At 68.7% G+C, this 15,211-nt stretch carries 10 protein-coding genes; 2 read left to right on the top strand and 8 right to left on the bottom strand.

The window, feature by feature from the left end:
* Window positions 1–14: 14 nt before the first annotated feature.
* The 8 genes from ACIA76_RS11990 to ACIA76_RS11955 all read right to left on the bottom strand — a co-directional run bounded on the left by ACIA76_RS11990 (window position 15) and on the right by ACIA76_RS11955 (window position 13,032).
* Complete coding sequence (locus tag ACIA76_RS11990) at window positions 15–896, bottom strand: esterase/lipase family protein (protein WP_397151392.1); 882 nt, start codon at window positions 894–896, stop codon at window positions 15–17.
* A gap of 46 nt (window positions 897–942) precedes the next feature.
* Complete coding sequence (locus ACIA76_RS11985; RefSeq protein ID WP_397151390.1) at window positions 943–1,659, bottom strand: AAA family ATPase; 717 nt, start codon at window positions 1,657–1,659, stop codon at window positions 943–945.
* Window positions 1,660–1,663: 4 nt separating this feature from the next.
* Window positions 1,664–5,476: a multifunctional oxoglutarate decarboxylase/oxoglutarate dehydrogenase thiamine pyrophosphate-binding subunit/dihydrolipoyllysine-residue succinyltransferase subunit gene (locus ACIA76_RS11980; protein ID WP_397151388.1), complete on the bottom strand. Its 3,813-nt coding sequence runs from the start codon at window positions 5,474–5,476 to the stop codon at window positions 1,664–1,666.
* Window positions 5,477–5,648: 172 nt separating this feature from the next.
* Window positions 5,649–9,311, bottom strand: coding sequence for an ABC transporter ATP-binding protein (locus tag ACIA76_RS11975; protein ID WP_397151948.1), 3,663 nt, complete (start codon window positions 9,309–9,311; stop codon window positions 5,649–5,651).
* A gap of 99 nt (window positions 9,312–9,410) precedes the next feature.
* Window positions 9,411–10,193 (bottom strand): ABC transporter permease, encoded by a 783-nt coding sequence (locus ACIA76_RS11970; RefSeq protein ID WP_397151386.1) that lies wholly within the window; start codon window positions 10,191–10,193, stop codon window positions 9,411–9,413.
* Window positions 10,190–11,119: an ATP-binding cassette domain-containing protein gene (locus ACIA76_RS11965; RefSeq protein ID WP_397151384.1), complete on the bottom strand. Its 930-nt coding sequence runs from the start codon at window positions 11,117–11,119 to the stop codon at window positions 10,190–10,192. The genes ACIA76_RS11970 and ACIA76_RS11965 overlap by 4 nt, the downstream gene beginning before the upstream one ends.
* Complete coding sequence (locus ACIA76_RS11960) at window positions 11,116–11,832, bottom strand: hypothetical protein (RefSeq protein WP_397151382.1); 717 nt, start codon at window positions 11,830–11,832, stop codon at window positions 11,116–11,118. Before ACIA76_RS11960 ends, ACIA76_RS11965 begins: the two co-directional genes overlap by 4 nt.
* 171 nt (window positions 11,833–12,003) lie before the next feature.
* Window positions 12,004–13,032, bottom strand: a complete 1,029-nt coding sequence (locus ACIA76_RS11955) for a glutathione S-transferase family protein (RefSeq protein WP_397151380.1) — start codon at window positions 13,030–13,032, stop codon at window positions 12,004–12,006.
* Window positions 13,033–13,085: 53 nt separating this feature from the next.
* Here ACIA76_RS11955 and ACIA76_RS11950 point away from each other — a divergent pair, with 53 nt between their 5' ends.
* Together ACIA76_RS11950 and ACIA76_RS11945 are read left to right on the top strand one after the other, a co-directional pair.
* On the top strand, window positions 13,086–13,880 hold the full coding sequence (locus ACIA76_RS11950; RefSeq protein ID WP_397151378.1) for an enoyl-CoA hydratase/isomerase family protein: 795 nt from the start codon (window positions 13,086–13,088) through the stop codon (window positions 13,878–13,880).
* Between the two features lie 94 nt (window positions 13,881–13,974).
* Window positions 13,975–15,210, top strand: coding sequence for a class I adenylate-forming enzyme family protein (locus tag ACIA76_RS11945; RefSeq protein ID WP_397151376.1), 1,236 nt, complete (start codon window positions 13,975–13,977; stop codon window positions 15,208–15,210).
* The last annotated feature ends 1 nt before the right edge of the window (window position 15,211 follow it).

Below are 15,211 nucleotides of genomic sequence, written 5' to 3'. Positions count from 1 at the left end.
CGGGGTCGGTGCGGCTATCCGCCGGCCGAACCGACCTGCAGGGCGGGGCAGGTCGGTGGCACGGCATGCGCCGGATCGAGGGCGTTGAGCGTGAGCCTGATGACGATCGGATCGAGGCTCATCAGCATGTGCTCGGAGAGATCTCGCGGACACACCTCCTGCAGCAGAATGTTGGTGACATTCGGGCCGGGCGGGAGGAACGACGTGCTGTGCGGCGTGGCGAACTCGTCGTAATCGGACCGGATCACGGTGTACCGCACCTGCGGCAGCGTCATCGGGCCGCTGTTGAGCTGCCGGATGAAGTCGGAGTCGGGGAGCTCGTCGAGGCAGGCCGGGCACACCACGGACGTCGCCGCCGGGACCGCGGTGATCGGCAGACCGATCACGCCCCAGGTTGTTCCGCGATTGTTGGGGGCCAGTCCGATGAGCGCGTGCACCTTATCGGCGCCGCCCAATTCCTTCATGTAGTAGCGCGGCAGCATGCCGCCCTGGGAGTGCCCGACGATATCGACCTGATGCGCCCCGGTCGCCGTCAGCACCCGATCGATGAAATCGGAGATCTCCTGCGCCGAGGCGACCAGCGGCCCGACGCCGGAGAGCAGGCCACCCGCGCTCTTGCCGTAGTCGGGCGCGAAGACGCAATAGCCCGCCCCGGCGAGCGTGGGCGAGAGGGCCGCCCAGTTCTGCAGCCGGTCCTCGAAGGTGCCGTGCAGCAGGACCACCGGCTGCGGATGGTCGGCGCTCGGGCGGCACGACCAGTCGTTCGCGCCGGGCGGCGGCGGAACGACGTCGACATCGGCCGATCCGGTATCGGCGACGGCGTCGGTAGCGAAGGCCGCGCCGAATACCAGCAGCAATGCGATGCTCAGACACACTCGAACCAGGATCTGGCGCATGAGGGGCACTATGCACGCCCGCGCCCGCGATCGGTTATGAAATGCGTCACAAATGCCGCAGATAGGTCCTGGGAGCCTCGAGAAACGTCCGCCACTCGCGGACCATCTCCAGCTGGTCCCACTCGCGATATTCGATGCCCTCGCCGGTGAGTTCCAGGATTTCCGCATCGGGACAGGCGGCCAGGATGGGGGAGTGGGTGGCCATGACGACCTGCGAGCCCTCGGCGGCCAGGTCCATGAGCACGCCGACCAGGGCGAGGCAGGATCGGAACGACAGCGCCGCCTCGGGCTCGTCGAGCAGCCACAGTCCCTGCCCGACGGGACGATCGGCGATATAGCGCAGGAACGATTGGCCGTGGGACAGGGCGTTCCACACCTGATCGGTCTCGCGCACCCGCAGCGCGTCGGCCCGCTCGAACAGGTCTCCCATCGCCTCCGCGCGCAGGAAACCGCCGCCGGTCGGCCGCGGGAACGCGCCGTCGCAGCGCAGGTGGTGGCCCAGATCGCTGTCCCCGGACGTCCCGCCGGGCGACCACAGCGGATCCTCCCCGCGCATCCCCGCCAGCCAGCTGTCGGCGATCGCCTCGATCAGGGTGGATTTGCCGATTCCGTTCTCGCCCACCACCACCGTCACCGGCCGCTCGAAAGACAGACCGTCCGAACATAATTCGGCGATCGCGGGGACCTCCAGATACCACGACGCCGGGTCGAACCGCTCGGAGGGAGCGAATTCGACCCGGCGCAGTAGCAGTGCGGTGTTCACATCGTCAGACGGTCGGTGCGAACGCCTCTTCGATGATCTCCTGCTGCTCGACCGCGTGCACCTTGCTCGAACCCGAGGACGGGGCCGACATGGCGCGGCGCGAGATGCGGCGCAGCTTGCTGAACCGCTCCGGCAGGATCTCCGGGAGGTTCAGGCCGAAGAACGGCCACGCGCCCTGGTTGGCCGGCTCCTCCTGGACCCAGGCGAGATCGGTGGCGTTCGGGTACGTCGCCAACTTCTCGTTGAGGCGGTAGGAGGGGATCGGGTAGAGCTGCTCGATGCGGATGATCGCCACATCGTCGCGGTTCTTCTTGACCTTCTCCGCGGCCAGCTCGTAGTAGAGCTTGCCGGAGGTCAGCAGGACCCGCTTGACCTTGCTGCGGTCGCCGTCGCCGCTCTCGTAGGTCGGCTCCTCGAGCACCGAACGGAACTTGTTGTCGGTGAAGTCCTCGACATTGGAGACCACGGCCTTGTTGCGCAGCATCGACTTCGGGGTGAAGACGATCAGCGGACGGCGGATGCCGTCGAGCACATGCCGGCGCAGCAGGTGGAAGTAGTTCGACGGGGTGGACGGAACGGATACCGTCATCGAACCCTCCGCGCACAGCTGCAGGAAGCGCTCGATCCGGCCCGAGGTGTGGTCGGGACCCTGACCCTCGTGACCGTGCGGCAGCAGCAGCACGACCTCCGAGAGCTGACCCCACTTGGCCTCACCGGAGGAGATGAACTCGTCGATGATCGACTGCGCGCCGTTGACGAAGTCACCGAACTGCGCTTCCCACAACACGAGTGCGTCCGGGTTGCCCAGCGAGTAACCGTATTCGAAACCGACCGCGGCGAATTCGCTCAGCGCCGAATCGTGCACCGCGAACCAGCCCGGATTCTTCGAGCCGATGTTGTGCAGCGGGGTGTACTCCGCGCCGGTCTTGCGGTCGATGACCACCGAATGCCGCTGGGTGAAGGTGCCGCGGCGCGAGTCCTGACCGGTCAGGCGCACCGCGCGGCCCTCGTCGATCAGCGTGCCGAAGGCGAGCAACTCGGCGAACGCCCAGTCGACCTTGCCCTCGTAGGCCATCTCGCGGCGACGCTCCAGCACCGGCTTCACGCGCGGGTGCACGTTGAAGCCGTCGGGCACGTTGAGGAACGCGTCACCGATGCGCTGCAGCACGGTCTTGTCCACGGCCGTGACGACCGTGCCCACCGTCTGTTCCATCTCGACCGACGGGCTCGGCGAGGGCTTGTACTTCTCCAGCTCGCGGACCTCGTTGAAGACGCGCTCGAGCTGACCCTGGTAGTCACGCAAGGCGTCCTCGGCCTCCTTCATGGAGATGTCGCCGCGGCCGATCAGGGCCTCGGTGTAGGCCTTGCGGACGCTGCGCTTGGTGTCGATGACGTCGTACATGTACGGCTGGGTCATCGACGGGTCGTCGCCCTCGTTGTGGCCGCGACGCCGGTAGCAGATCAGGTCGATCACGACGTCCTTGTTGAACTCCTGGCGGAAGTCCACGGCCAGTCGCGAGACCCAGTCGCAGGCCTCCGGATCGTCACCGTTCACGTGGAAGATCGGCGCGCCGATGAACTTCGCGATATCGGTGGAGTATTCGGTGGAGCGGCTGTTCTCCGGGGCGGTGGTGAAGCCGATCTGGTTGTTCACCACGATGTGCACGGTGCCGCCCACGCGGTAGCCGCGCAGACCCGAGAGGTTCAGCGTCTCGGCGACCACACCCTGGCCGGCGAAGGCCGCGTCACCGTGCAGCATCAGCGGCACGACCGAGAAGGTGCGCGCCTCTTCGCCCTTGGTGACGAGATCTTCCTTGGTGAGCAGATCCTGCTTGGCGCGGACCAGACCCTCCAGCACCGGGTCGACGGCCTCGAGGTGTGACGGGTTGGCCGTCAGCGAGACCTCGATGTCGTTGTCGCCGAACATCTGGATGTAGGTGCCGTGCGCGCCGAGGTGGTACTTCACATCGCCCGAGCCGTGCGTGGCGGCCGGGTTCATATTGCCCTCGAACTCGGTGAAGATCTGCGAGTACGGCTTGCCGACGATATTGGCCAGCACGTTCAGGCGGCCGCGGTGCGGCATGCCGATGACGACCTCGTCGAGCGCGTGCTCGGCGCACTGGTCGATGACGGCGTCCATCATCGGGATGGTGGTCTCGGCGCCCTCGAGCGAGAAGCGCTTCTGGCCGACGTATTTGGTCTGCAGGAACGTCTCGAACGCCTCGGCCGCGTTCAGCCGGGACAGGATGTACTTCTGCTGGGCGACAGTCGGTTTCGCATGCTTCTGCTCGACCCGATCCTGAATCCACTGCAGCTGTTCGGTTTCCAGGATGTGGGTGTACTCCACGCCCACGTGGCGGCAGTACGCGTCGCGCAGGATCGACAGCACATCGCGCAGCTTCATGCGCTCCTGGCCGTGGAAGCCCGCGACGTTGAATTCGCGGTCCAGATCCCACAGGGTCAGGCCGTGGGAGGTGACATCGAGATCCGGGTGGCTGCGGAACTTGTCCTTGACCAGCCGCAGCGGATCGGTATCGGCCATCAGATGCCCGCGGTTGCGGTAGGCGGCGATGAGCTCCTGGACGCGAACGCTCTTGTCGACGTTGCGTTCCTTGATGTCCTTGCGCCAGCGCACCGGCTCGTAGGGCACGCCCATGCCGTGGAAGATCTCGTCGAAGAACTCGTCGGAGATCAGCAGGTTATGGATGGTGCGCAGGAAGTCGCCCGACTCCGCGCCCTGGATGATGCGGTGGTCGTAGGTGGAGGTCAGCGTCATCAGCTTGCCGATACCGATCTCGGCCAGCTGTGCGTCGCTCATGCCCTGGAACTCGGCCGGGTACTCCATCGCGCCCGCGCCGATGATCGCGCCCTGGCCCGGCATCAGGCGCGGCACCGAGTGATTGGTGCCGATGGTGCCCGGGTTGGTCAGCGAGATCGTGACGCCGGTGAAGTCGTCGGTGGTGAGCTTGCCGTCGCGGGCCCGGCGAACGATGTCCTCGTACGCGCTGTGGAACTGCGCGAAGGTCATGTTCTCGGTGTTCTTGATGGCGGCGACGACCAGCGTGCGGTTGCCGTCCTTACCCGGTAGGTCGATGGCCAGGCCGAGGTTGGTGTGCACGGGGGTGACCGCGTTCGGCTTGCCGTCGATCTCGGCGAAGTGCCGATTCATGTTCGGGAAGGCCTTGACTCCCTGCACGATCGCGTAACCCAGCAGGTGGGTGAACGAGATCTTGCCACCGCGGGTGCGGGCCAGATGGTTGTTGATGACCAGCCGGTTGTCGATCATCAGCTTGGCCGGGATGGCACGGACGCTGGTGGCGGTCGGGATGGTCAGCGAGGCCGACATGTTCTTCACGATCGCCGCGGCCGGACCGCGCAGAACCTTGTTCTCGTCGTGGGCCTGCTCGGCGACCTTCGGCGCGCTCGTGATGGGCGCGGCGTTGGCGGCCGGGACCGGGACTGTACGAGTTTCACCGGTTCGTGCCTGCGGCGGCGCGGCGGCGGCCGAGGCCGGTGCGGTCACCTTCGCCACCGCGGGCGCCGGAGCGGGCGCGGGTGCGGGGGTGGGCGGCACGGTCTTGGTCGGCGCGGGGGCGGGCGCAGAGCTGACAGCGGGTGTCGCGGCGGCGGTCGGAGCGGCAGGCTTGCTGTTACCAGTGTCACCCGGCGTCTCCGGGGTGTAGTCGGCCAGGAATTCGTGCCAGCTCTCATCGACCGACGACGGGTCTTGCTTGTACTTCTGATACATCTCGTCGACAAGCCACTGGTTCTGTCCGAACTGGGATGTTGAGCTGCTCACAGCAGGTGTTCGCCTCATTTCGTTCTTCGCGCTGCGACGTTTGTGACGTGCTCGGCACGGGTAATCGGCTCGATACGCGCCGATGCGCCCTTTCTGAGGATAGGCCCATGCCCCACTCCGGTGTCCCATGGCGGTAACCGCGGGTCCCTCCAGGTTTGCTGAACTCCCCTTCGGGCCCCGCCGCGGTCGGTCAAGGACCGCCGGACAGATCTAGCCTCATACTGTGTCGACTCGTCCGGGGTTGAGAATATTCCCTCGCTTCCGGGTGTCGCTCCCCACACTCCTGGGGTGTCGCGGCCCACAGTCGCGAATACGGTCCCGCGGCCGCGAGCAGTTCGGTGTGCGAGCCGATTTCGACGATCCGGCCGTGTTCGACGACCGCGATGCGATCGGCCCGCGCGGCGGTGGCCAGGCGGTGCGCGACGATCACCGCGGTGCGCCCGCGGGTCACCGAGCGACTGGCCGCCAGCACCTTCTCCTCGCTGGCCGGATCGAGGACCGCGGTGGCCTCGTCGAGCAGCAGCAGATCCGGATCGACGAGTTCGGCTCGGGCCAGGGCGATCAGCTGGCGCTGACCCGCCGACAGGCCGCGGCCGCCCTCGCCGACCGGATGCCGCATGCCGCGCGGGAACGCGGCGATCATGTCCAGCGCGCCGACCGCCGCGGCGGCGTCCTCGATCTGCGCCCGAGTGGCCGACGTTCGCCCGAACGAGATGTTGCTCGCCACATCGCCGCTGAACAGATGGGCCTCCTGCGGGACGGTGCCGAGGCGGGCCCGATAGTCGGCGAGGCGGTAATCGCGGATGTCGATGCCGTCCACGCCGATCGTGCCCGCGCCCGCGGCGGGCGGCAGGTCGTACAGGCGGGCCAGCAGTTTCACGATGGTGGACTTACCCGCTCCCGTCGGCCCCACCAGGGCGAGCGTGGTCCCGGCGGGGATATACAGCGAAATACCTTGTAATGCGGTGGTTTTCGCGTCCGGATAGCGGAAATCGACAGCGTCGAAGGTGATCTCGCCGCGCAGCCGCCCCGGCACGGCCCGCGCGTCGGGCGGATCGGCGGCGATCGAGGACAGGGTGCGCAGCAGCGCCTCGATGCGTCGCAGCCCGACCCGGGCCTGCTGATATCCGTCGAACACCTGCGACAGCTGCATGATCGGGCCGAACAGCAGACCGAGGTAGAGCACGAAGGCGACGAGGGTGCCCGCGGTGACGGAACCGTGAGCAACATCACGGGCGCCCACGTACACCACCACGGCCTGTGCGAGATCGGCCCACGCGATCACGGCCGCGAAGTACAGCGCGATGGCCTGCTGGGCCCGCTTGCGGCTGCGCCGGTAGTCGCCGGAGTAGCCGGTGAAGCGCCGGGCCGCGTCGGCCTCGTGCCGATAGGCCTGGGTGGCGCGCAGCCCGGCGACGTTCTCCTGGAAGTCGGCGTTGACCACGGCGACGCGCTCGCGCGCGGCCGAATAGGCGCTGGCCGATACCTTGCGGAAGATCAGCGTCGCCGCGATGAGCGGCGGCAGTGTCGCGAACACCACCAGGGCCAGCCCGAGATCGATGACCAACAGCGCCACCGCGATACCCGCCGCGGTGACGATGCTGATCAGCGCGGTGCCGAGCCCGGTCTGCAGGAAGGTCGACATCGCGTCGATATCGGTGGTCATCCGGGTCATGATGCGGCCGGACAACTCTCGCTCGTAGTAGTCGAGACCGAGCCGCTGCAGCTGGGCGTAACTGCGCACCCGCAATCCGTACAGCAGCCGCTCGCCGCCCCGCGCGGACAGCAGCGTCCCCACGGTCTCATCGGCCCAGCTGAGCAGGACGAGCAGCATGCCACCGATCGCGGCCGCCGCCAACACCTTTCCGTTGCCGACGGCGACGCCGTGATCGAGCGCGTAGCGGGTCAGGGCCGGAAAGGCCACCCCGACAACCCCATCGATGGCCAGCAGCGCCACCACGGCGAGCAGGAGCCATCGCACCGGTCGAAGCATCCGCCGGAACCGGAATTCGGGCTCGGGCGCTTCGAGCTCCCCGACGTCGAGCCCCGGCCGTTCGCGGGCCTCGGGCAGTCGCGCGAGCGAGGCGCGGACCTCGGGTGGTATCTCGACGCTCGCAATCGGTGGCAGTCGCTGTGCGCCATGGGAATTCGCAAGGCGTTCGGCCTCGGTCGAGTCGTCCCACAGATCGCCCGAATCCGTGGGGATGGGGTCGGGTAGGCGGATGACCCGGTCGGCATGGGCGAGGGTGGATTCGCGGTGGGCGAGGATGAGGGTGGTGCGGCCGGGACGGGCGGGGAGGCCCTCGAAGATGGCGGCCTCGGTGAGGGCGTCGACGGCGGAGGTGGCGTCGTCGAGGATCAGCACGCGGGGATCGGCGAGCAGGGCGCGGGCCAGGGCCAGGCGCTGGCGCTGACCGCCGGACAGGGTGAGACCGCGCTCGCCGACCATGGTCTCGTAACCGTCGGGAAGTTCGGCGATGAATTCGGCGGCCGCGGCCTGTTCGGCGGCCGCACGGATCTCCGCGTCCGTCGCGCCGGGACGGCCGAGGGCGATATTGGCGGCGATGGTGTCGGAGAACAGGAACGGATCGTCGAACACCACACCGACGGCCGCACGCAGATCGGCCGCGCGCAGATCGGTGATATCGGTCTCGGAATCGCTGCCGCACAGGATGATTCGCCCGGCTTGCGGTGAGTAGAAGCGGGGCAGCAGCAGGGCGAGGGTGGATTTGCCGGATCCGGCCGCGCCGATGATCGCGACCGTCTCGCCGGGTCGCACGCTCAGATCGAAATCGCGCAGCACCGGACGCTCCGGATCGAATCCGAAGGTGAGGCCACGCATTTCGATGCCGAGCGGGCCCTGGGGCACCGGTCGCGGATCGGCTCGATCGATGGTCTCGGGCGCCTGGTCGATCACCTGGTACACCCGTTCGGCGGCGGCCCGGGTCAACTGCGCCATGACGATCACGGTGGACGCGATCCGTGTGCTCGACGACAGCATCGTCACATAGGCGGCGAAGGCGAGGAACGTGCCGACCCCGATCGCGCCGTGCATTGCCAGGGTCCCGCCCAGCGCGATCACCGCCACGAGCCCGATCTGCGGAATGGCCGAGACCAGCGGCGCGAACCGGGAGTCGATGCGCGCCGCGCGCATCCGCTCGGCGTACAACCGGCGGCCGTGTCCTTCGAGCAGTGACACCATGCGCGCCTCCTGCCCGAAGCCCTTCACCACCCGCACGCCGGTGACGGTCTCCTCCACATGCTGCGCCAGATCCGCGGCCCGCTGCTGCGCCGACCACGTCGCCGCGTGGAACAGCGGCCGCGCCCGGTAGACGACGAACCCCAGCACCGGCATGGTGGACAGCGCGACCGCCGCCAGCAGCGGCGAGAGGATCGCCATCACCACCGCGGCCATCGCGAAGATCAACACCGCCGCCGCGGACAGCGGCACTATCGCCAACAGTCCCTGCACCAACTGCAGATCGCTGATCGACCGCGACACCACCTGGCCGGTCCGCAACCGATCCTGTCCGGGCCCGTCGTACCGATGCAGCGCCGTCAACAGTCCGACCCGCAATTCGTGCTGCACATCCAGCGCCAGTCGCCCCGCCATCCACCGCCGCCCGTACGAGGTCGCGAACCGAATCACCGCGAGCCCCACCAATATCCACGCGACAACGGTGATTCCCCGCACATCGCCCACCCGGGCGACATCGAGCGCCCGCTTGGCCGCCACCGGTACCGCCACCTCGGCCGCCGCACCGAACACCACGGTCGCGATCACCCCGCTCGCCAACCAGGGATGCCCCCAGCAGGCGGCCCACAGCCGCCTGATCCATCCGCGGGGCCGCATATCGTCCCCGGTCACCCGCACCCCCGTCGCTCTCACCCAATCGACGGTACCCACACCCACCGACAGCCTTCGGTCCGTCGACGATGGGGAACCAGGAGATCAGATATCCCGCTGCCGCAGATACCACCACGCCCCCGCGCCCGCGGCGAGGGTCCAGATGATCAGGACCACCGCCGAGGCCGGGCTCGGGGCGAACAGGCGGTTGGTCGGGAAGGAGCCGACGGCGATCGTCGAGACGGTGGCCGAACCCGGGAACAGGACGGCGACGCCGGCGATATCGGCGCCGTGGGCGACCAGCCAGATCAGCGGTTCGATGATCAGCAGCCAGCCCAGCGGCGCGACGATCGCCAGCACCGGTGAGCGCAGCAGCAGGCCCAGGCTCGCGCCGATCAGGCCCCAGCACACGGCGGCCAGCAGACCGCCGCCCAGCACACCCGCCAACTGCAGTCCGAATTCGATCTTGTGACGGCCCGCCGCCACCAGGCCCAGGCCCGCGCCGAATTCGGCGGCCAGGCCCAGTAGCAGCGAATAGGCCGCGGCGACACCGAGTTTCGCGCCGAACAGCAGATCGCGGTCGGCGGTGAACAGTGCGGTGAGCGGCATGCTCGCATCCCGATACTCCCCGCCCGCGCCGATCGCGGCGCCGATCAGCGCGGCGCCGATCGCCACGGCGAGCCCGACGTAGAGGCCGAGGCTCGCCGTGCCGGTCGCCAGGTCCGCACGCGCCTGCGGGCCGGTGCCGACGGTCGCGGTCACGATCGCGGCCAGCAGTCCGACCATCGCGCAGAGGGCGATCAGCAGCCACGGCCAGCGCAGCGTGGTGAGCTTGCGGGCCTCGGACATCGCCGCCCGGCTCACCTCGGTGGGCACGGTGAGAATCATCGGGGCGCTCCGTACGGTGTCGGCATGACGGGGGCCGCGGTTCGCGTCAGGGTCGCGAGCACGCGATCGGGATGGACCGGCTCCGGAATCAGTTCGGTGAGTTGGACTCTGGCGTCCCGGGCAGCGGCCTCGATCTCGAGGCGCGAGGCCTCCGCGACGGCGAGCCGGCCGTCCGGACGCATCACCGCATCGGTGAAACCGCGGGCCGCCAGCATGGTCGCGAGCGCGATCGGACTGGACGCGCCGACGATCAGCCGGTCCGGATGGCTGCGCCGCAACCGGCGCGGACTGCCCTGGTACACCACCGAACCCGCGCCGAGCACGATCAACTGATCGGCCGCTGGCAGCGCCGCGGCCAGGCTCTGCGAGGTGTACAGGGTGGTGCCGCCGCGCCGGGCGTGTCCGCGCAGATAGTCCAGCAGCCAGGCGCGTTCGCCGGGTTCGAGTCCGGCGAACGGATCGTCGAGAATCAGCAGCGCGGGATCGCCCAGCAGCGCGATCGCCAGCGCGACCCGGGTCCGCAGGCCCGGCGCCAGCATGCGCACCCGAAGCCCGGCGACGGTGTCGAGCCGGGTGAGCGCCAGCAGCCCATCCACGCGATCATCGGAAACGCCTGCGGCGGCGGCGAATACGCGCACCTCATCGCGCACCGTGCGAGCCGGGCACAGGCCGCGCTCCTGCGTCATCGCGCCGATCGCCCGACCGGATCCGGACTCGGGGCCGCCGAGCGCGACGGTGCCGGAATCCGGCCTCGACAGCCCCAGCAGCAGGGACAGCACGGTCGTCTTCCCCGAATCGGCCGGGCCGACCAGCGCGGCGGTGGATCCGGCGGGAATCGTGAAACTCACATCCCGTACCGCGTCCAGACCGTCGAACTGCTTGGCCAGTCCGGTGGCCGAGACGGCCGGCGATCGCGGCGCGCTCACTGCGGCCCGGTTCCGGGCGAGGAGTCCAGTGCCGGAAGCGGATCCGCATCGATCACCAGCGGACCGCGCCAGGACGGCGGTGCCGCACCGAAGGCGCCCTGCGCGTTGGCGATCACCGATCTGCCGAGCGCGCGATTGCCGAAACCGCCGATGGCCGCGCCGATTCCGGCCGGAATGATCTTGCCGACCATGAGCGCGCTGCGCTTGGCCAGGAACTGCACCATGAATCGCTTCAGCAGTGAATCGTTCATGCCGCGGATGCCCGGAACGCGGGTGGCCAGTAGCGATCCCCAGTTCTTCGCCGAATGTCCGACGCTCTTCTCGACGATCTCCATCCCGCTCTCGCCGAGCACCACCGCGAGCACCAGCGCCCGGCGGCGCTCGCTGTCCTCCGGCGCGATGCCGTGCACGGCCGCCACGGCGAGGGTGAACACCGCCGACGCCTCGAGGAAGAACGCCGTCTCGGCGCCCATGGCCGCGATCGAGGTGAGGGTGCCGACCCCGGGTATCGCGGCGGTCGCGCCGACCGCGGTGCCGCTGCCGGTGACCGTGGTCAGATACTGCCGCTCGAGTCGTTCGATGAGCTGCGCGGGGGATTCCTCGGGATGAGCGCGCCGTAGCCGGTCGACGTACTTCGCGACCGCCGGCGCCTGCAGCTGCGCACCGTTGTCCAGCAGCGACACCACAGCCTGTTCCAGGCCGGTCTTGAACATCGCCAGCACCTCCCTCGTCCGCCTCAGGTGAAACTCTAACGAACGGATTCGCCGAGCCGGTTCCGTCGCGGCGTCCTACCGTGGAGCCGTGAGTGGTGTGTCGGCGGGCGCGAAGGGGCTGCCGGACCCGCGACTGCGCGACCCCGAGGGCGTGTACTGGAGCTTCGGCACCTACGCCGGAACCCAGTGATCGGCGGGCACCCGCTCGGCCGCCAGCGGCGGTCCGGGCGGCGTGCCGTCGCCGAACGGCCTGCCGCCCAATGCCTCTCGTCCGTGCGGCGTCAGCCAGCCGGCCAGATCGGGGCCCTTGGGCACGATGCGCGTCGGATTGATATCCGCGTGGACGATGTAGTAGTGCTGCTTGATCTGGGTGAAATCGGTGGTGTCGCCGAAGCCGGGCGTCTGGAACAGATCTCGCGCATAGGCCCACAGCACCGGTAGTTCGGTGAGTTTGGTGCGGTTGCATTTGAAGTGGCCGTGATAGACCGGATCGAAGCGGGCCAGCGTGGTGAACAGCCGCACATCGGCCTCGGTGATGGTGTCGCCCACCAGATATCGCTGCGTCGCGAGCCGCTGCGACAGCCAGTCCAACGCGGTGAACAACCGATCGTAGGCCGCCTCGTAGGCGTGCTGATCGCCGGCGAAGCCGCAGCGGTACACGCCGTTGTTGACCTCGGTGTACACCCGCTTGTTCACCGTGTCGATCTCGGTGCGCAGCGGCTCGGGATACAGCTGCGGCGCGCCCTCACGATGGAATTCGGTCCACTGCGTGGAGAAATCGAGGGTCATCTGCGCGTAGTCGTTGGTGACGACCGCGCCGGTCGGCACGTCCACGATGGCCGGGACGGTGATGCCGCGCGGATAGTCCGGGACGCGCTTGCGATACGCATCGCGCAGGAAGTGGATGCCCAGCACCGGATCCACCTCGCCGGGATCCAGATCGAAGGTCCAGCTGCGCTTGTCGTGGGTCGGCCCGCACAGGCCCAGCGAGAGCACCTGTTCCAGGCCGAGCAGCCGCCGCACGATCAGGGTGCGATTGGCCCACGGGCAGGCCCGCGCGGCGATCAGGCGATAGCGGTCCGGCTCGACCGGATAGCCGTCGCGGCCGTCCGCGGTGATGCGCGTGGTGATGTAGTTGGTATCCCGTTTGAACTCGCCGGGTTCCACATATGTGGCGGTATCGGACGACGAGGTAGTCACCAGGTGAGTCTTTCACGCTTCCGTCGAGCGGGTGGGCTGGATACATTCGGCGGATGAGCGATTCCACGGTGACAAGGCTGGATCGGATCGAGACCGACCGAGGCGCACGACTGGGCATCATCACGATCGATAATCCGCCGCTGAACCTGTTCGATACGGCGCTGCTGGAGTCGCTGGCGGCCGATATCGCCGAGTTGGTGGCCGCGCCGCCGCGGGCGGTGCTGCTGCGCGCCGAGGGCAAGATGGTCTCCGGCGGTGTGGATGTGCACGTCTTCGACGGGTTGTCCGTCGAGGAGGGCGCGCAGCTGTGGCGCACGCTGTTCACGCGGATCATCCATCCACTCGAATCGCTGCCGTGCCCGGTGGTGTTCGCCGCGCATGGGCTCACCCTCACCGCGGCCTTCGAGATCGCCCTGGCCTGCGACATCGTATTGGCCGCTCCCAGGGCGAAATTCGGCCTGGTGGAGACGGTGGTGGGGCTGACGCCCTCGATGGGCGGCCCGCAGCGGCTGGCCGAGCGCGCGGGCTCGGGCCGGGCCCGGGAGCTGGTGATGACCGGCGATCTCTACGACGCGGCCACCCTCGCCGACTGGGGCGTGGTCAACGCCGTGCACGAGGATGTCGACACCGCCGCGCGGGCGTTGGCCGCGCGCCTGGCCGACGGCCCCACCCGGGCGCATGCGGCGACCAAGCAGATCGTGGCCGCATGGCGTTCCGGCGGTGTGGCACACGCGGATTCGGTGACGCCGCAGGTGTCGGGCGAGCTGTTCGGCACCGAGGATCTGCGCGGCGCGGTGCGCAGCTTCCTCGAGGTGGGTCCGGGGAAGGCGAGCTATACCGGGCGGTGACGCGGCGGACACGTCTACCGCCTATCTACCGCAGTCTGTGACCTGCGTCATATAGTCACAAGTGCCTGCCGGATCGAGGCACTCGGAGGAACGGATGGCGCAGTTACTGGTGGAATACCCGCATCGGGTGTGTCACCCAACGGAATTCGCTCCCCTGGCCCGCGGGGCCGACGGGGTGCTGCGCTACGGCAATCTCAATCCCGCCCTGACCGAACTGCTCGATGTGCAGGTCCACGCGTTCTCCGGGCGGGAGGCGGTGGTGGAGATCGGCGGTCCGCGGCTGACCTATCGCCAACTGTGGCATTCGGCTTCGCGGATCGCGGGCGGCCTGCAGGAGCACGGCATCGGATACGGCGATCGGGTCGCGGTGCATATGCCGGTCGGGGTGCGCTGGGTGCAGGCATTTCTCGGCGCGCTGCTGTCCGGTGCGGTGCCGGTGCTGGTGCACGATGGGCTGCCCGAGGACGTCGCGAGCCGGGTGATCTCCGACAGCTGCGCGGATTTCGTCCTGGGCGGGCGCGTCGGCGAGCTGCCGGATGCGGCGGCGTTCATCGACGACGGGGCGTCGCTGGGCGAACTGGCACTGCTGTGCTACACGAGCGGCGCTGTCGCCCAGGGTGATTCGGCCGGGCCGAAGGGTGTCGAGCTGACCAACGAGAATCTGCTCTCGGCGGTCCGCTCGATGGCGGGCGCCCTCGATCTGCCGACCGACGGGCTGCGCAATCTGGTGCTGCTGCCGCTGGCCCATGCCAGTGGCTGCGTGGATCAGCTGCTGCCGACCTTCGCCGTCGGCGGCACGGTGGTGCTCACCCCGGATCCGGCGCTGATCGCGGAAACCATTGTGTCCGAACGTATCGATATGGTCTCGGCGACGCCGCGCATCTTCGCCGGACTGCTGCCGGAACTGGCCGGGCTGCGAGCCGAGGGCGTCAGCCAGGTATGCAGCGCCGGACATCGCACCGAGGTCGCCGCCACCGGTCCGGGCACCGCGGAGGTCGTCTCCGACGCGCTGCGCGAGGTGTTCCCGCTGGCCCGCCAGTGGTCGGTCTGGGGCGCTACCGAGACCAGCGGAATCGGCCTGGCGCTCGCCGACCGGCGCGAGACGCCCGCCCCCGATCTGCTCGGATTTCCTTTCGGTGGAACGGAATTGGCCCTGTGGGGCCCGCGGGCGAGCGCCGGTCTCGGCGAATTGCTGTGCCGCGGGCCCAATGTGGCCCGGCGCTACTGGAACGATCCGCAGACGACCGAATCCCGCTTCACCGGCAGCTGGTTCCACACCGGCAATCAGGTCGAGATCGATGCGGACGGTCTGGTGCACCGCGCCGAATGAG

This window comes from Nocardia sp. NPDC051570 (genome assembly GCF_044454005.1).
In the GTDB taxonomy this organism is placed as follows: Bacteria; Actinomycetota; Actinomycetes; order Mycobacteriales; family Mycobacteriaceae; genus Nocardia.
This window is presented reverse-complemented; position numbering and strand designations above follow the sequence as displayed.

Coding starts and splice junctions, on each gene's coding strand:
- ACIA76_RS11990 (WP_397151392.1), bottom strand. CDS start 896: ATGCGCCAGATCCTGGTTCGAGTGTGTCTGAGCATCGCATTGCTGCTG.
- ACIA76_RS11980 (WP_397151388.1), bottom strand. CDS start 5,476: ATGAGGCGAACACCTGCTGTGAGCAGCTCAACATCCCAGTTCGGACAG.
- ACIA76_RS11975 (WP_397151948.1), bottom strand. CDS start 9,311: ATGCGGCCCCGCGGATGGATCAGGCGGCTGTGGGCCGCCTGCTGGGGG.
- ACIA76_RS11970 (WP_397151386.1), bottom strand. CDS start 10,193: ATGATTCTCACCGTGCCCACCGAGGTGAGCCGGGCGGCGATGTCCGAG.
- ACIA76_RS11960 (WP_397151382.1), bottom strand. CDS start 11,832: ATGTTCAAGACCGGCCTGGAACAGGCTGTGGTGTCGCTGCTGGACAAC.
- ACIA76_RS11950 (WP_397151378.1), top strand. CDS start 13,086: ATGAGCGATTCCACGGTGACAAGGCTGGATCGGATCGAGACCGACCGA.
- ACIA76_RS11945 (WP_397151376.1), top strand. CDS start 13,975: ATGGCGCAGTTACTGGTGGAATACCCGCATCGGGTGTGTCACCCAACG.